This is a genomic window from Streptomyces sp. NPDC041713, assembly GCF_055591085.1.
In genome coordinates this window covers 969,962-990,817 of the sequence record NZ_JBVIZY010000001.1, presented here as the reverse complement: position 1 = coordinate 990,817, position 20,856 = coordinate 969,962, and the positions used below count along the sequence as shown (strand labels likewise).

General features: G+C 71.0%; 24 protein-coding genes. 6 read left to right on the top strand and 18 right to left on the bottom strand.

All coding sequences use genetic code 11. The features are described 5' to 3' along the window. Window positions 1–3: 3 nt before the first annotated feature. From ACZ6CV_RS04345 to ACZ6CV_RS04325, 5 genes are all read right to left on the bottom strand, one after another. Window positions 4–1,230, bottom strand: coding sequence for a WD40 repeat domain-containing protein (locus ACZ6CV_RS04345; protein ID WP_469249492.1), 1,227 nt, complete (start codon window positions 1,228–1,230; stop codon window positions 4–6). 2 nt (window positions 1,231–1,232) lie between these two features. Next, window positions 1,233–1,787 (bottom strand): SigE family RNA polymerase sigma factor, encoded by a 555-nt coding sequence (locus ACZ6CV_RS04340; RefSeq protein WP_469249622.1) that lies wholly within the window; start codon window positions 1,785–1,787, stop codon window positions 1,233–1,235. Between the two features lie 173 nt (window positions 1,788–1,960). After that, a complete protein-coding gene (locus ACZ6CV_RS04335) occupies window positions 1,961–2,596 on the bottom strand; it encodes a hypothetical protein (RefSeq protein ID WP_469249491.1) in 636 nt (211 codons plus the stop codon). A gap of 87 nt (window positions 2,597–2,683) precedes the next feature. After that, window positions 2,684–3,673: a 2,3,4,5-tetrahydropyridine-2,6-dicarboxylate N-succinyltransferase gene (dapD, locus tag ACZ6CV_RS04330; RefSeq protein ID WP_469249490.1), complete on the bottom strand. Its 990-nt coding sequence runs from the start codon at window positions 3,671–3,673 to the stop codon at window positions 2,684–2,686. A gap of 9 nt (window positions 3,674–3,682) precedes the next feature. Then, complete coding sequence (locus ACZ6CV_RS04325) at window positions 3,683–5,020, bottom strand: MFS transporter (RefSeq protein ID WP_469249489.1); 1,338 nt, start codon at window positions 5,018–5,020, stop codon at window positions 3,683–3,685. 63 nt (window positions 5,021–5,083) lie between these two features. Between ACZ6CV_RS04325 and ACZ6CV_RS04320 the strand changes: the two genes are divergently transcribed. Beyond that, window positions 5,084–5,974 carry a winged helix-turn-helix transcriptional regulator gene (locus ACZ6CV_RS04320; RefSeq protein WP_469249488.1) on the top strand — a complete coding sequence of 297 codons (891 nt, stop codon included), beginning with the start codon at window positions 5,084–5,086 and terminating at the stop codon, window positions 5,972–5,974. Here the strand turns inward: ACZ6CV_RS04320 and ACZ6CV_RS04315 are convergent. The 10 genes from ACZ6CV_RS04315 to ACZ6CV_RS04270 form a co-directional block, all read right to left on the bottom strand. Then, on the bottom strand, window positions 5,955–6,491 hold the full coding sequence (locus tag ACZ6CV_RS04315) for a TetR/AcrR family transcriptional regulator (protein ID WP_469249487.1): 537 nt from the start codon (window positions 6,489–6,491) through the stop codon (window positions 5,955–5,957). The genes ACZ6CV_RS04320 and ACZ6CV_RS04315 overlap by 20 nt on opposite strands. Beyond that, window positions 6,491–6,811: a DMT family transporter gene (locus tag ACZ6CV_RS04310; protein ID WP_355818005.1), complete on the bottom strand. Its 321-nt coding sequence runs from the start codon at window positions 6,809–6,811 to the stop codon at window positions 6,491–6,493. Before ACZ6CV_RS04310 ends, ACZ6CV_RS04315 begins: the two co-directional genes overlap by 1 nt. 138 nt (window positions 6,812–6,949) lie before the next feature. Next, window positions 6,950–7,288 (bottom strand): metal-sulfur cluster assembly factor, encoded by a 339-nt coding sequence (locus ACZ6CV_RS04305; protein ID WP_030358830.1) that lies wholly within the window; start codon window positions 7,286–7,288, stop codon window positions 6,950–6,952. Next, the gene (sufU, locus tag ACZ6CV_RS04300) at window positions 7,285–7,758 is read right to left on the bottom strand and encodes a Fe-S cluster assembly sulfur transfer protein SufU (RefSeq protein ID WP_469249486.1); all 474 of its coding nucleotides are present in this window, start codon (window positions 7,756–7,758) and stop codon (window positions 7,285–7,287) included. Before sufU ends, ACZ6CV_RS04305 begins: the two co-directional genes overlap by 4 nt. A gap of 16 nt (window positions 7,759–7,774) precedes the next feature. Next, on the bottom strand, window positions 7,775–9,031 hold the full coding sequence (locus ACZ6CV_RS04295) for a cysteine desulfurase (protein ID WP_469249485.1): 1,257 nt from the start codon (window positions 9,029–9,031) through the stop codon (window positions 7,775–7,777). Continuing rightward, a complete protein-coding gene (gene sufC, locus ACZ6CV_RS04290; RefSeq protein ID WP_358710950.1) occupies window positions 9,028–9,792 on the bottom strand; it encodes a Fe-S cluster assembly ATPase SufC in 765 nt (254 codons plus the stop codon). Before sufC ends, ACZ6CV_RS04295 begins: the two co-directional genes overlap by 4 nt. 7 nt (window positions 9,793–9,799) lie before the next feature. Next, window positions 9,800–10,144: a bifunctional 3-phenylpropionate/cinnamic acid dioxygenase ferredoxin subunit gene (locus ACZ6CV_RS04285; protein WP_355817992.1), complete on the bottom strand. Its 345-nt coding sequence runs from the start codon at window positions 10,142–10,144 to the stop codon at window positions 9,800–9,802. Beyond that, window positions 10,141–11,322, bottom strand: coding sequence for a Fe-S cluster assembly protein SufD (gene sufD / locus ACZ6CV_RS04280; RefSeq protein ID WP_469249484.1), 1,182 nt, complete (start codon window positions 11,320–11,322; stop codon window positions 10,141–10,143). Before sufD ends, ACZ6CV_RS04285 begins: the two co-directional genes overlap by 4 nt. A gap of 62 nt (window positions 11,323–11,384) precedes the next feature. Beyond that, on the bottom strand, window positions 11,385–12,806 hold the full coding sequence (gene sufB, locus ACZ6CV_RS04275) for a Fe-S cluster assembly protein SufB (RefSeq protein WP_062776871.1): 1,422 nt from the start codon (window positions 12,804–12,806) through the stop codon (window positions 11,385–11,387). Further along, window positions 12,803–13,549 carry a helix-turn-helix transcriptional regulator gene (locus ACZ6CV_RS04270; protein ID WP_362376350.1) on the bottom strand — a complete coding sequence of 249 codons (747 nt, stop codon included), beginning with the start codon at window positions 13,547–13,549 and terminating at the stop codon, window positions 12,803–12,805. The genes sufB and ACZ6CV_RS04270 overlap by 4 nt, the downstream gene beginning before the upstream one ends. 161 nt (window positions 13,550–13,710) lie before the next feature. On the opposite strand from ACZ6CV_RS04270, the gene ACZ6CV_RS04265 reads away from it, so the two are divergent. From ACZ6CV_RS04265 to ACZ6CV_RS04245, 5 genes are all read left to right on the top strand, one after another. Further along, complete coding sequence (locus ACZ6CV_RS04265; RefSeq protein WP_469249483.1) at window positions 13,711–14,550, top strand: AAC(3) family N-acetyltransferase; 840 nt, start codon at window positions 13,711–13,713, stop codon at window positions 14,548–14,550. A gap of 77 nt (window positions 14,551–14,627) precedes the next feature. Next, entirely contained in the window at window positions 14,628–15,551 is a 924-nt protein-coding gene (locus ACZ6CV_RS04260; protein ID WP_469249482.1) for an ABC transporter ATP-binding protein, read from the top strand. After that, window positions 15,548–16,318 (top strand): ABC transporter permease, encoded by a 771-nt coding sequence (locus ACZ6CV_RS04255; protein ID WP_469249481.1) that lies wholly within the window; start codon window positions 15,548–15,550, stop codon window positions 16,316–16,318. Before ACZ6CV_RS04260 ends, ACZ6CV_RS04255 begins: the two co-directional genes overlap by 4 nt. Window positions 16,319–16,470: 152 nt before the next feature. After that, on the top strand, window positions 16,471–17,142 hold the full coding sequence (locus ACZ6CV_RS04250; RefSeq protein ID WP_469249480.1) for a tetratricopeptide repeat protein: 672 nt from the start codon (window positions 16,471–16,473) through the stop codon (window positions 17,140–17,142). A gap of 4 nt (window positions 17,143–17,146) precedes the next feature. Then, entirely contained in the window at window positions 17,147–18,175 is a 1,029-nt protein-coding gene (locus ACZ6CV_RS04245) for a COX15/CtaA family protein (protein WP_469249479.1), read from the top strand. Window positions 18,176–18,191: 16 nt separating this feature from the next. Here ACZ6CV_RS04245 and ACZ6CV_RS04240 read toward each other — a convergent pair whose 3' ends face one another. From ACZ6CV_RS04240 to ACZ6CV_RS04230, 3 genes are all read right to left on the bottom strand, one after another. Continuing rightward, on the bottom strand, window positions 18,192–19,292 hold the full coding sequence (locus tag ACZ6CV_RS04240; RefSeq protein ID WP_469249478.1) for an amidohydrolase family protein: 1,101 nt from the start codon (window positions 19,290–19,292) through the stop codon (window positions 18,192–18,194). 101 nt (window positions 19,293–19,393) lie between these two features. Next, complete coding sequence (locus ACZ6CV_RS04235) at window positions 19,394–19,759, bottom strand: hypothetical protein (protein WP_362376328.1); 366 nt, start codon at window positions 19,757–19,759, stop codon at window positions 19,394–19,396. 99 nt (window positions 19,760–19,858) lie between these two features. Further along, window positions 19,859–20,812: a heme o synthase gene (locus ACZ6CV_RS04230; protein WP_362376432.1), complete on the bottom strand. Its 954-nt coding sequence runs from the start codon at window positions 20,810–20,812 to the stop codon at window positions 19,859–19,861. Window positions 20,813–20,856 lie beyond the last annotated feature (44 nt).

The following is a 20,856-nucleotide window of genomic DNA, read 5'->3' as shown; positions in this document are numbered from 1 at the left end:
GCGTCAGCGGCGGGCGAAGACGGGCGTCCACCGGTCGGCGGAGTCGCTCTTTCCTCCCGTGAATCCGCTGAGCGGCACGGTCTTCTTGCTCCCGACGGTGATGAGGACCAGCCGCTGCCGGTACTCGCTCGTACCGGGCGCGATGTCCCAGGCGATCAGCCGCTTGTCGTCGGCCCAGGCGAGCAGTTGCTGACCGGGCAGCTTGGCGACGCGCTTGCCGGTCAGCGGGTCGAGGAGTTCGGTGGCGGTGGTCTTCATGCCGCCCGCGAAGTCACCGGCGGCGAGCTTCCCGTTCGGCGAGAGCCGGGCCTCGACGGCCCACGGCAGGTACTTCTCCCGCGCGGGTGCGCTCTTCTTGTGCCCCGCGAAGTCGTAGTACTGCTGCCCCGGCGCGCGGATGAGCCCCGAGTAGACCAGCGAGCCGTCCTGACTGAAGTCGAAGTCCTGCCTGGTGTTGATGTCCGAGAAGCCGAATCCGCCGCTCTTGGTCTTCACCGCGCTCCACTCCCCGTCCCCCGATGCCACGTCGAGGACGTAGAAGCCGGTCCGGCTCGGGTCGGCGGGCCCCGGCCGCTCGGTCTTGCCGTCGTCCATCGGCCGGTCCTTGTCGAGCCGGTCCGGATCCTTCGCGTAGGTGGTGGCGACGATCCTCCTGCCGTCGGGCGAGAAGGAGACACCTCCGACCCCGTGCTTCACCGGGATCCAGCGGTCCACCTTGCCCGTGACCATGTCCAGCAGCCCGATCCGCCGCGCGGGCAGGCCGCGCTCCAGCACGGCGGCCGTCCGCATGCCGGGGGCGACGTCCAGCCACGACCAGCGGGGGTCCTCGCGGTACGTGCCGGTCTTCTGGTCCAGCAGCCGGTAGGTGCGGGTGATGACGGCGTCGCCGTCGCGCTGCGCGACCTGTTTGCTCGTGTCGTACGCGGCGAGCGCCGTGTCGCCCGCGGCGATCAGGTCCCGCGGCGGCGTCTGGCCGGGGTGCGCGACCACGTCGTCGCTCTGCAGCTCACTGGCCGGGCGGGGGCCCCGTTCCGCGGAGTCCGTGTCGATGGCCGGGACCGCCACCGCCACGACGGCGGCCGTCACCGCGGCGAGCGAGGTGCCCGTGGCCGTCCTGACCCTGCGCCGTCGCCGGGCCGCCAGCACCCGGTCCGCGAAGTCGCCCGGCACCGAAGCCTCTTGTGCCGCCTGGTCCCGGAGCGACTCGCGCACGAGATCTGTCACGTTCACGGTCATGCCTCCACGGGCGAGAAGTCGGGGGAGTCACACGCTCGGCGGCCGGCCGGATCGTCGAGCCGCGCCAGCTCGGGGGCGAGGGTGCGCAGCCGGGCCAGGGACCGGTGCGTCGTACTGCGCACGGTGCCGATGGAACAGCCGAGGACCGCGGCCACCTCCGCCTCCGGCAGGTCCTCGAAGTACCGCAGTACGAGGACGGTCCGCTGGCGCGAGGTGAGCTTGGCGAGCGCCCCGCGCATCACGATGCGCAGCTCCGCGGCGGACGCGCCGTCGCCGGACGCGGCGCGCTCCGGCGGCTCGGCGACGGCCAGTTCGCGCCGCGGCCACTTCAGCCGCCACCTGCTGACCTGCTGCCGGTACAGGATCCGCCGTACGTACGCCTCGGGTTCGTCGATCCGCTGCCACCGTCCCGCGGCTCTGACGAGCGCGTTCTGCAGCAGGTCCTCGCCCGCGTGCCGGTCGCCCCCGCTGAGCAGCACGGCGGTCTTCAGCAGCGCGGGCGACCTGGCCGCCACGAACTCCCGGAAACTCTCCTGCTCCTGGACATTCATCGTCACCTTCGCTCCCTGGGGGGCCTGTTGCCCTCCCGCACTCAGCAGGACGGGGGCGGGGGCCCGCCGCTATGCCTGGGGTGCGGAACAAATTTCGCCGCCGTACAAAACGAACCGCCCGGCGAAACGAAAGAAGCGGCCACCCCGAGGGTGGCCGCTCCGGTGTGTCTCGCTCAGCCGGCGGCGGGGAAGCCCGCGGCCTTGGTCCAGAGCAGGCTGTCGGAGCCGCGGCTGAAGGTGACCTTCTTGCCGCCGGGGGCGACGACGATCTTCTCCCAGCCGTCGAAGTTCTTCGTGACGTGCTTGTCCCACTTGGTCAGCGGGCCGACGGCCACCGCGGCGACCGACTCGGTCGGCGGCTCGCCGTCCGCGCAGTACGTGCCGAAGTCGCCGAAGGCCGCGACGGTGCCGTCCTTGGCCTTGAGCGTGATGCCCTGACAGGCGTCGGTCGCAGTCCCGTACACCACGGCGGGCGCGGACCAGCCCTTGGCGGTGGGGCTGTAGTCCTGCACGAAGAGCCCCTTGTCGCGCAGGTAGTACATGGCGACGCGACGCCCGTCGGCGAGCTTGACCTGCGCGTTGAAGGGGCTGGGGCTGCCGCTCCAGGGAATGTCGCTCTTGCCCAGCGGATGGCTGTGGTCACCGGCCACGGCCCTGCCGCCGGCCTCCGCGGCGGCCCGGTCGGCGGCCTGCGCGGCGGCCCGGGGAGCGTCCACCCGGTCCTGCCCCACGCTCTGCCCGCCTCCGGCCACGAGCCCGAACACCGCCACCGCGCCAAGGGCCAGAGCCCGCGTACCCGTCCTGTTCATGCTGTTCCCCCTGGGATCCGTGGGACCCCCGCGGATCCCAGGGGAGCAGACGTTACCGGCACCGGCGCGGTTCCGGCAGGTCCGTGATCAGTTGTGGCTGTGCAGGACGTCGTTCAGGCCGCCCCAGACCGCGTTGTTCGGGCGGGCCTCGACCGTGCCGGTGACCGAGTTGCGGCGGAAGAGGATGTTGGAGGCGCCGGAGAGCTCGCGGGCCTTGACGATCTGGCCGTCGGGCATGGTCACGCGGGTGCCCGCGGTGACGTACAGGCCGGCCTCGACCACGCACTCGTCGCCCAGCGCGATGCCGACGCCCGCCTCGGCGCCGACCAGGCAGCGCTCGCCGATGACGATGCGGACGTTGCCGCCGCCGGAGAGCGTACCCATGGTGGAGGCGCCGCCGCCGATGTCCGAGCCGTCGCCGACGACCACGCCGGCGGAGATGCGGCCCTCGACCATGGAGGTGCCGAGCGTGCCCGCGTTGAAGTTCACGAAGCCCTCGTGCATGACCGTGGTGCCCTCGGCGAGGTGCGCGCCGAGCCGGACGCGGTCGGCGTCGGCGATGCGGACGCCCTTCGGCGTGACGTAGTCCGTCATGCGCGGGAACTTGTCGACGGACGTCACGGCGAGGTGCAGGCCCTCGGCGCGGGCGTTGAGCCGGACCTTCTCGACGTCGTCGACGGCGACCGGGCCGAGCGACGTCCAGGCGACGTTGGCGAGGAAGGCGAACTGGCCGTCGAGGTTCACGCCGTGCGGCTTGACCAGGCGGTGGCTGAGCAGGTGCAGGCGCAGGTAGACGTCGTGGGCGTCCAGCGGCTTGTCGTCGAGGGACGCGATGACCGTACGTACGGCGATGATCTCGACGCCACGGCGGGCGTCCGGGCCGATGGCCTGGGCGGCGCCGTCACCGAGCAGCTCCACGGCACGCTCGGCGGACAGCCGCTCGCTGCCGGCGGGGCCCGGCTCCGCGGCGAGCTCGGGCGCGGGGAACCAGGTGTCGAGAACGGTGCCGTCGGCGGTGACGGTGGCGAGGCCTGCGGCGACGGCGCCGGTGGTGCGAGAAGCATTCGTGTCGGTCATGGGTGAAACCTAACCGGAGGTGCCGCGCGCGGGCGAACCGGTCTCAGGGTCCGGGCCACCCGAGGTCACGGGCACGGACGGCACCCCGTCAAGCACCCCCTCCCGCACCCGCCCCGTAGCCGACCCTGTCTCCCGTCCCCCTCCCGATCCCGTCACCCCTCCCGCCGCGAGGACCGCGCACCCCGCCACCCCCGCGAGCACCGCACACACCGGCCACAGCAGTCCCGGCGCCGCGCTGTACAGGGCGCCGCCGAGCGGAGCCGACAGCACGACGCCGCTGACCGAGACGCCCGAATACAGACTCTGGAAGCGGCCCTGCACGTGCGCGGGCGCCTGGTCGGCGACGTAGGCGGTGGCCGGGGTCTTGTAGAGGATCTCCCCGGCCGTGAGCAGCAGCATCATCGCCACGGCGGTGGCGAGCCCGGTGCCGGTGGCGAGCACGGCGTACCCCGCGCCCACGAGCAGCAGCCCGCTCCCGATGATCCGCAGCGGCGCACGGCCGCGCAGGGCGAGGGTGGCGGGGAGTTCGAGGAGGAGGATGACGCCGCCGTTGACGGCCAGCAGCCAGCCGTAGACGCCGGTGTCCAGGCCGTGCCGGTCGAGGTCGACGGGGAGCGTCGCGTACTGCTGCCGGTAGACGAGGTCGGTGAGGAGGATGGCGCCGAGGAGGACGAGGACGCCGGGACGCCGGCGCAGTTCGGCGACGACTCCCTCTCCCCGACCACCCTTGCCGACCAGACCCGTACCCGCACGGGCACCCGTACCCGTCCCCGTATCCGTATCCGTCCGCACCGCGCCGTGCGCAGGCAGCACCCGCCAGGCGTACGCGGCGAAGGCGAGCGTGCCGAGTCCGTCGACGGCGAAGAGCCAGCCGTACGAGACGTGCGCGATGAGCAGCGCGCCCAGCGGAGGCCCGACGGTGAACCCCGCGTTGGTGGCGAACCGCATCACGGCGTAACCCTGGCGCCGCACGCCCTGCGGCACGATGACGGCGACGAGCGTGCTGTTGGCGGCGCGCGCGCAGCCCCCGGCGTACTGGCTCAGGGCCGGTACGACGTACAGCAGCGCGACCGGCAGGACGGACAACGAGAGCACCCCCACGCCGGAGAGCACCGAGCCGGCGAGCAGCACCCGCCGGTGGCCGTACCGGTCGCCGAACCAGCCGCCGGTGAAGTTGCCCGCGACCGCGCCGGCCCCTCCGATGCCGCTGATCACTCCGGCTCGGGCGACGGAGAGGCCCACCTCGTCCGTCAGATAGACGAAGAAGTAGACGAAGGTGAAGGTGACGACCATGGTGCAGAACTGGCCGGCGGCGAGCAGCCAGACGGTTCTCGGTACCTCGCGCAATGCCGCCCCCACGGATCGTCGAGTCAGTTCCTTTTGGGAACGGACTATGTCAGCATGGGGGCCATGGCGCAACGGACCCGGCTCGACGACGATCACTGCGCCATCGCGCAGGCCCTGGACGTGGTCGGCGACTGGTGGACCCTGCTGATCGTGCGCGACGCGGCGCGCGGCGTGCACCGCTTCGAGGAGCTGCAGCGCGAACTGGGCGTCTCCCGCAAGGTGTTGACCGAGCGCCTGCGGCTCCTGACGGAGGCGGGCGTGCTCGCGCGCGTCCCCTACCAGGACCGCCCGGAGCGCCATGAGTACCGCCTGACGCCGCGCGGGCGCGCACTGCTGCCCGTCCTGGTCGCCCTCCAGGACTGGGGTGACACCTGGGTACTGGGAGAGGGAGAGACGATGGCGACAGCGGCGGAGACGTCCATGGAGGCCCGGCGCGTGCACGAGCTGCTCGGGACGCGCGTGCCGGAGCTGCAACTACCGGGCCACGAAGGCGAATCGCGCGACCCGGTGGCGGCCGGCACGCCGTGGACCGTCCTGTACTGCTTCCCCGGCGCGTACGCCCGGCAGGACGCGTACCCGCCCGGCTGGGCCGGGATCCCCGGCGCGCGGGGCTGCACGCTGGAGTCGTGCACCTACCGCGACCGGCTCGCGGAGTTCACCGCGGCGGGCGCCACGGTGCAGGGCGTGTCGACCCAACGGCCGGACGAGCAGCGGGCGTTCGCCGAGAAGGAGGGCCTGCGCTTCCCGCTCCTGTCGGACGCCGGCCTGGCGCTCACGGCGGCCCTGCGCCTGCCGACGTTCCGTGCGGCGGGCGTGAGCCGGCTGAAGCGGCTGACGTTGGTGGTGGACCGCGACCGGGTGGTGCGGGACGTGCAGTATCCGGTCACGGACGTCACGGCGAGCGTCGAGGCGGCATTGGAAGCGGTCAAGTCCCTTACCCGAGGAGACGGTTGAGCACCTCGCGCGCGTACTCCTCGTCGTACTCGCCGCCCGTCAGCAGCACCTGCAGGCTGATGCCGTCCATCAGGGCGACCAGGGCGCGGGCGGTGACCGGGTCGGTGCGGCGCACGAGGACGTCGGCGAGGCCCTGACACCACTCGGCGGCCACGGGGCGCAGCGCGGGCCTGCGCAGGGCGGCGAGGTAGAGCTCGTACTCCAGCTCGACCCCGGACCGCTCCCCCGCGAACCACTCGCCGAGCACCCGGGCGAGCGCGCCCGCGAGATCCGCCTGCGGGTCCTCGAAGGCGCTGCTCGCCGCCATGACCTTCGCGAAGCCCTCGTTGCTCTGGCGCAGCGCGGCGACCATCAGCTCGTCGAGCGTCTTGAAGTGGTACGTGGTGGAGCCGAGCGGCACGTCGGCCTCGGCGGCGACCGAGCGGTGGGTGAGCCCGGCGATGCCCTTGGTGCCGACCACGCGGATCGCCGCGTCGATGATCCGCTGACGGCGCTCGGGATCGTAGCGCCGGCCCATCAGTGCGCCCCGCCGAGATTGAGCACGACGACCCCGATGATGACCAGCGCGATGCCCGCGATCTTGAGCGGGCTGGCCGACTCACCCAGGAAGAGCATGCCGATCCCGGCGACGGCGGCGGTGCCGATCCCCGCCCAGATGGCATAGGCGGTGCCCACGGACAGCGTCTTGAGGGTCTGCGCGAGCAGGGTGAACGCGAGCAGATACCCGGTGACGGTGATCAGAGAGGGCCACAGCTTGCTGAACCCCTCGCTGTACTTCATGGCGGTGGTCCCCGCCACCTCCGCCGCGATGGCCGCGGCCAGCAGTGCGTATCCCATGCGTACGAGTGTACATATCGTTGTGTACGGGCGTACGCAAAGCGCCGGACGCACCCACCGGGACACACCAAGGACCCGCGGGCACACGGCAAAGGGCCCCCCGCGCCATCGGCGCGAAGGGCCCTCAGAGCCGTTCTCTCAGACGTTGAACCCGAGCGCCCGCAGCTGCTCGCGGCCGTCGTCCGTGATCTTGTCCGGGCCCCACGGCGGCATCCAGACCCAGTTGATCCGGAGCTCGTTCACGATGCCCTCGGTCGCGGACTTCGCCTGGTCCTCGATGACGTCCGTCAGCGGGCAGGCCGCCGACGTCAGCGTCATGTCGATCGTCGCGATGTTCGCGTCGTCGATGTGCACGCCGTAGATCAGGCCGAGGTTGACGACGTCGATGCCCAGCTCGGGGTCGACGACGTCGTACAGCGCCTCGCGGACCTCTTCCTCCGAAGCGGGCTTCGTCGTGAGTGTCTCGTTCTCGCTCATGCCGTCTTCCTTTCAGCGGCCCCGTCGTTCTCGCCCAGTGCCTGGGCCGTCGCGTCCTTCCAGGCCATCCAGCTCAGCAGGGCGCACTTCACCCGCGCCGGGTACTTGGAGACCCCGGCGAACGCGACGGCGTCCTCCAGGACCTCCTCCATCGCGTCGTCCGGCTCCAGCTTGCCCTTGGACTGCATCAGCTCCAGGAAGACCTCCTGGATCTTCTGTGCCTGGGCGAGCTCCTTGCCGACCAGCAGGTCGTTCAGGACGGACGCGCTGGCCTGGCTGATGGAGCAGCCCTGTCCCTCGTACGACACGTCGGCGATCGTCGACCCGTCGTACTTCACGCGCAGCGTGATCTCGTCGCCGCACGTCGGGTTGACGTGGTGCACCTCGGCGTCGCCATCGCGCAGACCACGCCCGTGCGGGTGCTTGTAGTGGTCCAGGATGACTTCCTGGTACATCGAATCCAGCTTCACGTTCCCGGTCAGCCCCTCAGCCGAAGAAGTTCCGTACGTGCTCCAGGCCGTCGACGAGGGCATCGACCTCGCCGGGCGTGGAGTACAGATAGAACGACGCTCGCGTGGTCGCAGGAATTCCGTAGCGCAGGCACACGGGGCGCGCGCAGTGGTGACCCACGCGGACCGCTATGCCCTGCTCGTCGAGGACCTGGCCCACGTCGTGCGGGTGGATGTCGCCGAGCGTGAAGGAGATCGCGGCACCGCGCTCCTCGGCCGTCGTCGGGCCGATGATGCGCAGGTCGGGAACCTCCAGGAGGCGCTTGACCGCGTACTCGGTGAGCGCCTGCTCGTGCGCCGCGATCTTGTCCATGCCGATGGCCGAGAGGTAGTCCACGGCCGCGCCCAGGCCCACGGCCTGGGAGACCGGCGGGGTGCCGGCCTCGAACTTGTGCGGCGCGGGGGCGTACGTCGACGAGTTCATCGACACGGTCTCGATCATCTCGCCGCCGCCGAGGAAGGGCGGGAGATCCTCCAGGAGCTCCTGCCGTCCCCACAGGACGCCGATGCCCGTCGGACCGCACATCTTGTGGCCCGTGAAGGCCACGAAGTCGGCCTGCAGCGCCTGCACGTCCAGCGGCATGTGCGGCGCGGCCTGCGAGGCGTCGATCAGGACGAGCGCGCCGACCTCCTGGGCGCGGCGCACGATGGCCTCGACCGGGTTGTGCGTGCCCAGGATGTTGGAGACGAGGACGAAGGAGACGATCTTCGTCTTCTCGGTGATGACCTCGTCGATGTTCGACAGGTCGAGCCGGCCGTCGTCGGTGAGACCGAACCACTTCAGCTTCGCGCCGGTGCGCTGCGAGAGCAGCTGCCACGGCACGATGTTGGAGTGGTGCTCCATCTCCGTGATGACGATCTCGGTCTCATGGTCCACGCGGTAGGGCTCGTCGGCCCAGCCCAGCATGTTGGCCACGAGGTTCAGCGACTCCGAGGCGTTCTTGGTGAAGATCACCTCGTCGCGGCTGGGCGCGTTGATGAACGCCGCGACCTTGTCACGGGCGCCTTCGTACAGCGCCGTGGCCTCCTCGGCGAGGACGTGCACGCCGCGGTGAACGTTGGCGTTGTGCTGCTCGTAGTACTCGTTCAGTACGTCGAGGACCTGGCGCGGCGTCTGCGAGGTGGCCGCGTTGTCCAGGTACACGAGCTTCTTGCCGTCGTGGATCGTGCGATCCAGGATCGGGAAGTCCTTGCGGATCGCCTCGGTGTCGAGGAGGCCCGGCAGCTGTGTCACGCGGATGCGCCACCCTTCGTGTAGGCCTCGTAGCCCTCGGCCTCGAGCTTGTCGGCGAGCTCGGCGCCGCCGGACTCGGCGATGCGGCCGTTCGCGAAGACGTGCACGAAGTCGGGCTTGATGTAGCGCAGGATGCGCGTGTAGTGCGTGATCAGCAGGGTGCCGACCTCACCGGTCTCACGGACGCGGTTGACGCCGTCGGAGACCTGGCGGAGCGCGTCGACGTCCAGGCCGGAGTCGGTCTCGTCGAGGATCGCGATCCGCGGCTTGAGGAGCTCCATCTGGAGGATCTCGTGGCGCTTCTTCTCGCCGCCGGAGAAGCCCTCGTTGACGTTGCGCTCGGCGAAGGCCGGGTCCATCTGGAGCTGCTCCATCGCGGACTTGACCTCCTTCACCCAGGTGCGCAGCTTGGGGGCCTCGCCGCGGATCGCCGTCGCCGACGTGCGCAGGAAGTTGGAGACCGAGACGCCGGGGACCTCGACCGGGTACTGCATGGCGAGGAACATGCCGGCGCGGGCACGCTCGTCGACGGACATCTCCAGGACGTCCTCGCCGTCGAGGGTCACGGTGCCCTGCGTGATCGTGTACTTGGGGTGGCCCGCGATGGAGTAGGCGAGAGTCGACTTGCCGGAGCCGTTCGGGCCCATGATGGCGTGGGTCTCGCCCTGCTTCACGGTCAGGTCGACGCCCTTGAGGATCTCCTTGGTGGAGTTGTCGGCCTCGACGGTGACGTGCAGGTCCTTGATTTCAAGCGTTGCCATGGGTGCCTCAGGACTCCTGGGAAGGGGAGGCGTGCACGTCAACGAGTACATCGCCCCCTTCGATCTTTACGGGGTATACGGGGACGGGGCGCGTCGCGGGGAGGCCGGACGGCTTGCCGGTGCGGAGGTCGAAGCTGGAGCCGTGCAGCCAGCACTCGATCTGGCAGTCCTCCACCTCGCCCTCGGAGAGGGAGACGTTCGCGTGCGAGCAGATGTCGTGGATCGCGTACACCTCGCCCTCGGTGTGGACGACCGAGACGGGCGTGCCGTCGAGTTCCACCCGCTTCGGGGTGTCCTCCTCCAGCTCGCTCAGTCCGCAGGCCCGGACGAACCGGGCTTGGTCGAGGCTCATGCGACGGTCGCCTCCAGCTCCTCTTCGATCTTCGCGATGAGGCGCTCCTCGACGTCGGGCAGGCCGATCTGCTGGACCAGCTCGGCGAAGAAGCCGCGGACGACCAGGCGCCGGGCGTCCTCTTCCGTGATGCCGCGCGACTGCAGGTAGAAGAGCTGCTCGTCGTCGAAGCGGCCGGTCGCCGAGGCGTGGCCCGCGCCGACGATCTCGCCGGTCTCGATCTCGAGGTTCGGCACCGAGTCGACCCGGGCGCCGTCGGTGAGCACGAGGTTGCGGTTCATCTCGTACGTGTCCGTGCCCTCGGCGGCGGCCTCGATGAGGACGTCGCCGATCCACACCGCGTGGGCGTCGTCGCCCTGGAGCGCGCCCTTGTAGACGACGTTGGACTTGCAGTGCGGGGCGTTGTGGTCGACCAGGAGGCGGTGCTCCTGGTGCTGGCCCGCGTCGGTCACGTACAGGCCGAGCAGCTCGGCCTCGCCGCCGGTGCCCGCGTAGGTGACGCGCGGGTGCAGGCGGACCAGGTCGCCGCCGAAGGTGACGACCACGGACTTGAAGGTGGCGTCGCGGCCGACCAGCGCGTTGTGCTGGGCGACGTGCACCGCCTCGTCGTCCCAGTCCTGGACGGAGACGACGGTGAGCTTGGCGCCGTCGCCGACGAGGAAGTCGACGTTGGCGGCGAGTACGGCGTCACCGGTGTGGTCGATGACGACCAGGGCCTCGGCGAAGGCACCCACCTCGACGACCTGGTGCGCGAAGGCGGTGCCGCCCTCGCCGTGCACGGCGATGCGGATCGGCTCGCTCAGCACGGTCTCCTTGGGCACCGAGATGACCGAGGCCTTCTCGAACGAGGAGTAGGCCTGCGCGGCGACGCGGTCGACGGGCTTGCCCGCCTTGCCGACGCGCGCGTCGTCCCGGCCGACGGTCTCCTGGGTGACGCCCCCGGGGGCGCTCACCTCGACGCGGATGCCGCCGTCGGCGACGGCCGTGCCGTCGTGCAGCCCGCGCAGCCGCTCCAGCGGCGTGAACCGCCACTCCTCCTCGCGGCCGTGCGGGACCGGGAAGCTGTCCACGTCGTAGGACGGGGGAGCGCTCATGCGGGTGGCGACGGTGGACTCGGCGGCCACCGCGATGGACCCGGCGGTCGTCGACCCCACGGGGATGTTCTGAGCCTCAGCCATGGCTGTCGTCGTGCTCTCTCTCTGCGTAAGAAGTCAGTCGCTGCGAAGGATGGTCGCCGGAATTAACCGACCGAACCCTCCATCTGCAGCTCGATCAGCCGGTTCAGCTCCAGGGCGTACTCCATGGGGAGCTCCTTGGCGATCGGCTCGACGAAGCCGCGCACGATCATCGCCATCGCCTCGAACTCCGTCATGCCGCGGCTCATCAGGTAGAAGAGCTGGTCGTCGGAGACCTTGGAGACGGTCGCCTCGTGGCCCATGGAGACGTCGTCCTCGCGGACGTCGACGTAGGGGTAGGTGTCCGAGCGGGAGATCGTGTCGACGAGCAGCGCGTCGCAGAGCACGTTCGACTTGGATCCGGCGGCGCCCTCACCGATCTCGACGAGGCCGCGGTACGACGTACGACCGCCGCCGCGCGCCACCGACTTGGAGACGATGTTGGAGGAGGTGTTCGGCGCCATGTGGACCATCTTGGAGCCGGCGTCCTGGTGCTGGCCCTCGCCCGCGAAGGCGATGGACAGCGTCTCACCCTTGGCGTGCTCGCCCATCAGGTAGACGGCCGGGTACTTCATGGTGACCTTGGAACCGATGTTGCCGTCGATCCACTCCATGGTCGCGCCCTCGTACGCCACGGCGCGCTTGGTGACCAGGTTGTAGACGTTGTTCGACCAGTTCTGGATCGTCGTGTAGCGGCAGCGGCCGCCCTTCTTCACGATGATCTCGACCACGGCGGAGTGCAGCGAGTCCGACTTGTAGATCGGCGCGGTGCAGCCCTCGACGTAGTGGACGTAGGCGTCCTCGTCGACGATGATCAGCGTCCGCTCGAACTGGCCCATATTCTCCGTGTTGATGCGGAAGTAGGCCTGGAGCGGGATCTCGACGTGCACGCCCTTGGGGACGTAGATGAACGAGCCACCGGACCATACGGCGCTGTTCAGCGAGGCGAACTTGTTGTCGCCGACGGGGATGACCGTGCCGAAGTACTCCTTGAAGAGCTCCGGGTGCTCCTTCAGGGCGGTGTCCGTGTCGAGGAAGATGACGCCCTGCTCCTCCAGGTCCTCGCGGATCTGGTGGTAGACGACCTCGGACTCGTACTGGGCCGCGACACCGGCGACGAGGCGCTGCTTCTCCGCCTCGGGGATGCCGAGCTTGTCGTACGTGTTCTTGATGTCCTCGGGCAGGTCCTCCCAGGACTCCGCCTGCTTCTCCGTGGAGCGCACGAAGTACTTGATGTTGTCGAAGTCGATGCCCGAGAGGTCCGAGCCCCAGTTCGGCATGGGCTTCTTGTCGAAGAGGCGCAGGCCCTTGAGGCGGAGCTTGGTCATCCACTCCGGCTCGTTCTTCTTCGCGGAGATGTCCCGGACGACGTCCTCGTTGATGCCGCGCTTGGCAGAGGCACCGGCGACGTCGGAGTCGGCCCAGCCGTATTCGTAGTTGCCCAGGCCCTCGAGTTCGGGGTGGGCAGTCTCCGTGGGGAGCGTCATGCGGGGTTCCTCCCGGCCGTGCTTGCTGATGCTGATGTGGTGGTCCGTGTGGTGCTGCTACCGCCGCTGCCGCTGTTGCCGCGCGGGATGAACGTCGTACAGACGCCGTCCCCGTGGGCGATCGTGGCAAGGCGCTGCACATGCGTGCCGAGCAGGCTGGAGAACATCTCGGTCTCCGCCTCGCACAGCTGCGGGAACTGCTCGGCGACATGGGCGACCGGGCAGTGGTGCTGGCAGAGCTGCTCGCCGACCGGTGCGCTGCGCGCCGTAGCAGCGTACCCGTCGGCGGTCAATGCCCTGGCCAGAGCCTCGGTGCGCTGCTCGGGGGGTGCGGCGTCGATCGCCTTCTTGTACGTCTCCGCCTGGGCGGCGATACGGTCCCGGGCGAAGGCGTCGACGGCACCCTCGCCGTGGCGCTCGGTGATCCACCGGAGCGCGTCCGCGGCCAGCTTGTCGTACGACTGGTCGAAGGCGTCGCGCCCGCAGTCGGTCAGCGCGAAGACCTTGGCGGGCCTGCCCCGGGTCCTCGCCCCGTAGACCCGCTGCTCACGGGGTTCCACGACGTTCTCATGGGCGAGGGCGTCGAGGTGGCGGCGGACGGCCGCCTGGGTGAGGCCGAGGCGCTTCGCGAGGTCGGCGACGGTGGAGGGGCCGTGGTCCAGGATGGACCGCGCGACCCGGTTGCGCGTGGAGCGCTCCCCGGTCGCGAGTTCCTCCTGCGGAGCCTCGCCAACGTTTTTCACAACGCCATTGTTGCGTAATTCCTCAGAGCCTGACAACCCGCGTCCAAAACGGCCCCTGGTGCGCTGCATCACTTAGGTAAACCTAAATTGACCTGCGGAAATGATCAGTGATCGATCAAATCGGTGGCGCCCGAGGAATGCGTCCGCAAGACTCCTCAACCATGCCGACACCCCCTCTCACCGGCCCTTTGTGCACGCGCGAGTCGCTCGCCGACGACCTTTTGAGGCTCGGCGTCCGCCCCGGCGAGACCCTCCTCGTGCACACCTCGCTCAGCGCGCTCGGCTGGGTCAGCGGCGGCGCGGTCGCCGTCGTCCAGGCACTCCTCGACGCCCTTGGCCCGGACGGCACGCTGGTGGTCCCCGCTCATACGGGTGACAACTCCGAGCCGTCGGCGTGGCGGAACCCGCCGGTCCCCGCGGAGTGGTGGCCGGTGCTGCGCGCGTCCATCCCCGCGTACGACCCGCTGACCTCGCCCTCCTTCGGCGTCGGCGTCGTCCCGGAGGCCGTGCGCACCTGGCCGGGCGCGCTGCGCAGCGCCAATCCGCAGACCTCGTTCGCGGCGGTCGGCCCGGCCGCCGCGACGATCACCGCGGGGCACGCCCGTGACTGCCGACTCGGCGAGCGCAGCCCGCTGGCGCGCCTGGAGAAGGCGGGCGCCCGCGTCCTGCTGCTCGGCACCGGATACGACGCGTGCACCGCCTTCCATCTGGCCGAGTACCGCATCCCCGGCCCCGACGTGGAGAACTCCTTCGCCGCCATGACGTCGCAGGGGCGCCGCTGGATGACGGTCCGGGAGCGCTCGATCTGCGAGGACGGCTTCGTGGAGCTCGGCGCGGCGTTCGAGAAGGGGGAGGCGGTGGGCGCCGGCCGGGAGACCGCCGCGCCGACCGCGGTGGTGCGCGGGCTCGTCGGCGCCGCCGAGACGCGGCTCTTCCCGCTGGCGGACGCCGTCGCGTACGCGGAGCGGTGGCTGGCACAGCACCGGCCGCGGCAGGCGTAGCGCTCCCGGCGCCCGCGGGGCCGGGAGCGCCGCCCCGCCGGTCCGGGGTCCCGGCGCCGTCCCTAGACTGGCTCACCATGCGAAACGAGCCCGTCGTCCAGATCCGGAATCTGGTCAAGCGGTACGGAACCAAGACCGCGGTCGACGGTCTCGACCTGACGGCAGGAGCCGGCATCACCGCCGTCCTCGGCCCCAACGGCGCGGGCAAGACCACCACGATCGAGACCTGCGAGGGGTACCGGAAGCCGGACTCCGGCACCGTCCGGGTGCTCGGGCTCGACCCGGTCAGCGAGGCGCACGCGCTGCGGCCCCGCGTCGGCGTGATGCTCCAGTCCGGCGGCGTCTACTCCGGCGCCCGCGCCGACGAGATGCTCCGCCACGTGGCCAAACTGCACGCCCGCCCGCTCGACGTGCCCGCGCTCATCGAGCGGCTCGGCCTGGAAAGCTGCGGCCGCACCACCTACCGCAGGCTCTCCGGCGGCCAGCAGCAGCGCCTCGCGCTCGCCATGGCCGTGGTCGGCAGGCCCGACCTCGTCTTCCTCGACGAGCCGACGGCGGGCCTGGACCCGCAGGCGCGCCGGGCCACCTGGGACCTCGTACGCGATCTGCGCCGCGACGGCGTCGCCGTCATCCTCACCACGCACCACATGGACGAGGCCGAGGAGCTCTCCGACGACGTCGCGATCATCGACGCGGGCCGGGTCATCGCCCAGGGCAGCCCCGACGAGCTGTGCCGGGGCGGCGCCGAGAACACCCTGCGGTTCACCGGCCGCCCCGGGCTCGACGTCGGCTCGCTGCTCAAGGCGCTGCCCCCGGACTCGGCCGCCGCCGAACCGACCCCGGGCTCCTACCGGGTGAGCGGCACGATCGACCCGCAACTGCTCGCCACGGTCACGTCCTGGTGCGCCCAGCACGGGGTCATGCCGGACCGCATCTCGGTCGAACGCCACACGCTCGAGGACGTCTTCCTGGAGCTCACGGGTAAGGAGCTGCGCGGATGAGCGCCGCCGGTACGTACACGCCGGAGCCGGGCGCCGCCCCGCTCCCCCGCATGATCGCCGCGCAGGCGGTCCTCGAGACGAAGATGCTGCTCCGCAACGGCGAACAGCTGCTCCTCACCGTCGTGATCCCGACGCTGCTGCTCGTCCTGTTCAGCTCGGTCGACATCGTCGACACGGGCGACGGCGACGCGGTCGACTTCCTCGCGCCCGGCATCCTCGCGCTCGCCGTCATGTCGACCGCCTTCACCGGTCAGGCCATCGCGACGGGCTTCGAGCGCCGTTACGGCGTGCTCAAGCGGCTCGGCGCGTCGCCGCTGCCGCGCTGGGGCCTGATGACGGCGAAGACCCTCTCGGTGCTCGTCACCGAGGTGCTGCAGGCCGTCCTTGTCACGGTCATCGCGTTCGCCCTCGGCTGGTCGCCGCACGGCAACCCCCTGTACGTACTCCTCCTCCTGGTCCTCGGCACTGCGGCCTTCTCCGGGCTCGGGCTGCTGATGGCGGGGACCCTCAAGGCGGAGGCGACGCTCGCCGCGGCCAACCTCGTCTTCCTGCTGCTCCTGATGGGCGGCGGCGTGATCGTCCCCCTCGACAAGTTCCCCGACGCGGCCCAGTCGGTGCTCGGCCTGCTCCCCGTCTCGGCCCTCTCGGACGGCCTGCGGGACGTGCTGCGGCACGGTGCGGGCATGCCCTGGGGCGACCTCGGGATCCTCGCGGTGTGGGCGGTGCTCGGTCTCGGCGCGGCGGCGAGGTTCTTCCGCTGGGAGTGAGGGGGCGGCGTTGGGCGCCGCCTGGTTCTCCGGGTCACCTCTGGTGGTTCGTCCGCGGGTGGGTGGGGGTTGATCGCGCAGTTCCCCGCGCCCCTGACCAGCCCGCAGCACCGCCCCCGTCGGAGGGCCCCTCAGGACGACAGGAGGCCGGCATGATCCACCGCAACGCGGGCCGGCTCTCCGAGGCACTCGACTGCTACCGCCGGGCCGGCGAGCTGGTCCGCAGCAAGCGCGGCGAGGAGGACTTCGAGACCGCGCAGGTCGCCAAGTTCCTCGCGGACGTGCTGCGCCGCAAGGGCCAGCAGGGCAGGGCCGCGTCCCGGCACGCCCGCAGCCCGCTGCGCAAGCGCCGTCTGCGCGCGCGGTCCCAGGCCCATCTGACGGCGGCGCACGCGCTCCTCGGCCCCGTCGTGACCCTGCTGGGCGAGCGCCGCGCGACCGAGGCGCACACCTACGCCGCCTGCCTCAACAAGCTCGGTTCGCTGCAGTGGGCGCAGGGCCACACCGCCAAGGCCATCGGCACGCTCCGCGAGACCGAGGAGATCTACGTCACCGCGTACGGCCCCGACCACCACTACCGGGCGAAGACGCTCTCCCGACTCGGGCCCGTGCTGCGCGCGGCGGGCCACCGGGCCCGCGCCGAGCAGGCGCTGCGCACCGCGGAGCGCATCTTCGTGGTCAGCCTGGGCGAGGAGCACCCCTCGCTCGTCGCGGTGTACGCCTTCCTCGCCGACTGCGCCGCGGATCCGGCCGACGCGGCGGAGCTGCGCGCCAGGGCCGACCGCATCCACTGGACGCTCTGGGACAACTCGTCCCCCTCGTGAAGAGATGCACAAGCGGCCCCCTACGATGGTGCGCGTGCCAAACGTGACCCGAGCCGACATCGCCTCCGCCGCGCGGAACCCGCTCGCCTTCATCGCCGAGCGCTGGACCCCGGCCCAGCGGACCGTCCAGCAGGCGGCCCTGATCTCCCTCGTCATGACGGTGGTCATCGTGGTGACCGGCGGCGCCGTCCGGCTGACCGGTTCGGGTCTCGGCTGCCCGACCTGGCCCAAGTGCACCGAGGAGTCCCTCACCGCGACGCACGAGATGGGCTTCCACGGCGTCGTCGAGTTCGGCAACCGCATGCTGACGTACGTGCTGTGCGCGGTCGTCGGCTGGGCGATCATCGCGGCCCGCTCGCAGAAGCCGATGCGGCGCAGCGTCACCCGGCTCGGCTGGATGCAGTTCTGGCTGGTGATGGGCAACGCGGTGCTCGGCGGAATCGTCGTCCTGGTGGGCCTGAACCCCTGGACGGTCGCGGCACACTTCCTGCTCTCCACCGCCCTGACCGCGGTCGCCGTCGTGATGTGGCAGCGGACCCGCGAGGGCGACTCGGAGCCGCGCCCGCTGGTCGGCAAGGCCGTGACGCAGCTCGTCTGGGTCCTGGTCGGGGTCTCCGTGCTGCTGATCGCCATGGGCACGATCGTCACGGGTTCGGGGCGGCACGCGGGCGACTCCAGCGACGTCCCGAGGATGGGCTTCGACTGGGAGTCGGTCAGCAAGCTGCACGCGGTCCTCGCCTGGATCGTGGTGACGCTGGCGTTCGCCCTGTGGTTCGTCCTCAAGGCGGTCGACGCGCCGCCCGGCCCGCTGGCCCGTACCCGCCAGCTCTTCCTGGTCCTGCTCGCGCAGGGCGCGATCGGCTACGTCCAGTACTTCACGGACACGCCGGAGATCCTGGTCGGCGTGCACATGTTCGGCTCGTGTCTGGTGTGGATCGCCGTGATGCGCGTCCTGCTCTCGATGCGGGAGCGCCCGCTCACCACGGCCGACGTGCCCGCCCAGGCCGACGACTCGCGCCTGTCCGCCGTCTGAGCCGGCCGCACCGCCCTCACTGCCCGGCGGCGCCGTCGGGGAGCCCGTAGACCCGGCGGGCGTTGCCCGCGGCGATCAGACCCGCCACGCGCTGCGCGTCGGTGAGCGACCAGGCCCCCTCGGCGACCCAGGTGCCGAGCACCCGCCCGAGCGCCTCGCGGAACAGGTGCGCCCCGACGACGTGCAGCTCGGGCAGGCCGTGGGCGCCGCTGGAGAACAGCAGCTTGCCGAAGGGCGCCAGTTCCAGGATCTCCGCGAGCACCGCCGCGGCGCGGGCCCCGGTCCGCACCAGGGCGGGCCCGAGGTCGGCGTACACGTGCGGGAAGACGGCCGCCAGGTGTGCGGCGCTGCGGTGGTACGGATAGCCGTGCAGCAGCACCAGGTCGGTGCCGAGGCCCGCGGTGGCCCGCGCGAACTCCCCGAGGTAGGTCTGCGGGTCCCCGGCGCCCGCGTGCAGCTGCAGCGGGCGGCCCGAGGCCACGGCGATCCACAGCAGATGGCGAAGGAGCACCGGGTCGGTGAGCGCCCCGCCGACCTGCCGCCCGGCCAGCCAGCGCCCCACGGCGCCCCGCACCTCGCCGGGTCCCGGCGGCTCCGGGGCGAGGGCGAGCGGATGGCGCACCCCCGCGACGGAGGTGAAGGCGACGGCGCCCACGGCGGCGGCGTGCACGGACTCGGCGAGATTGGCCAGGAACGCGTCGGCGGTGCCGGAGGTGTCCGCGACCTGTTCGGCGAGCAGCTCCAGACGGACGATCTCGCGGGCGTCCGCGTCACCCGTACAGGCCATCTCGTCGGGTCCGGTCAGATCCCCCGGCAGCCCGGTGTCGACGAGGTACGTGGTGATGCCGCTGCCGCGCAGCAGGCGCCGGCCCGACTCGAGGACGCCGAGTTCGCGGCGGCGGGCCAGATAGCGGGCCGGCGGGCAGTGCGGCTCCATGCCGAGCAGCGGCGGGCACCAGCGGCGCACGGCGAAACCGGTCTGGGTGTCGAAGAAGGTGGTGCCGGGGGCGGGCGGCCCCTCGCCCCGGCCGAGGTGGGCCTCGAAGGTGCCGAGGCCCAGCTCCGTACGGAGGACGCCATGGCAGTACTGGTCCACCAGGGACGGCGTTTCGATCATCCGGACTCCCGATGAGTGGACCTTGTTCTTACGGTCCTAACGGGTGACCCGGCTGTCAGGTGTTGCTTTCGGCCGTTCTCCGCGGGGGCGTACGGCGCGCGTCAGCCGTTGCTGGGACCGCCGAGCTGGATGCCGGCCATCCGCTTCCACTCGTACGGTCCGGTCCGCACCTTGGCCGCGAACTCCCCGGCGAAGTCGTCGTGGACGGTGATCCCGGCCTTCTCGACGGCGCTCTGCGCCACGGCGTAGGAGGGCGCCATCAGGTCGCCCCAGCCGCCGTCCTCGCCCACCAGGACGATCCGGGCGCCGCGCTCCCCGACATACGCGACCTGACCCTCGGCGCCGCCGTGGGCCTTCGCGAAGGCGCCGATCTCCTTGGCGAGCCTGGCCGCCTTCCGCTCCGCGCGGGCCGCCTGCTTGCCGTCCTCGACCTGCTCGGTCTCTGCCATCTGCTCGGTCTCTGCCATGGAACAGGATGCTACCGACGGGTAGATCAACTGGCGACGGGCGGGGCACGTGGCGTTCGACACCAGCGTGCCCCGCCCGTCGGCGGCGTGTGTGTGCGCTCAGCGCAGGAAGGGGTCCACCGCGACCGCGACGAAGAGCAGCGAGACGTAGGTGATGGACCAGTGGAAGAGCCGCATCTCCTTGAGCTTGCCGCCCGTGACCTCGGCCTTGGCGCGGTTCTGCAGCCCGTGCGCCTCCCACAGCCACCAGCCGCCGGTGACCAGCGCGACCGCGGTGTAGAACCAGCCGGTGTAGCCGAGCGGCTGGAGCAGCAGCGAGACGGCGACCATGACCCAGCTGTAGAGGACGATCTGGCGGGCGACCACCTTGTTGGAGGCGATCACCGGCAGCATCGGCACGCCCACGCGCGCGTAGTCCTCCTTGACCTTCATGGACAGCGGCCAGTAGTGCGGCGGCGTCCAGAAGAACATGACCAGGAAGAGGATGACCGGGGCCCACGACATCGAGTTGGTGACCGAGGACCAGCCGATGAGGACCGGCAGGCAGCCCGCGATGCCGCCCCAGACGATGTTCTGGGAGGTGCGCCGCTTCAGGATCATCGTGTAGACGACCACGTAGAAGAGGAGCGCGCCGAGCGAGAGCCAGGCGGAGAGCCAGTTGACGGCGAAGCCGAACAGCAGGGTCGAGACGACCGCGAGGGTGATGCCGAAGACGAGGCACTCGCGCGGGCTGACCATGCCGGTGACCAGCGGCCGCTGCGACGTACGGTCCATCAGGGCGTCGATGTCGCGGTCGATGTACATGTTGAGCGCGTTGGCGCCCCCGGCGGAGAGGTAGCCGCCCAGGCAGGTCACGAAGACCAGCCAGAGGTCGGGCACCCCCTGTTCGGCGAGGAACATCACCGGAACGGTGGTGATGAGCAGCAGCTCGATGATCCGCGGCTTGGTCAGCGCCACGAACGCCTTGACACGAGCCCCGAACGGCCGATGGCTCGGGCTAAGGTCCGTCCCGGAAACCCCCGCTGGACGGGATTCAACGGCCGTCACGCACACCCCTGACAGAGACATCCCAGCGGGCCGACCAGCACCTTCAGACA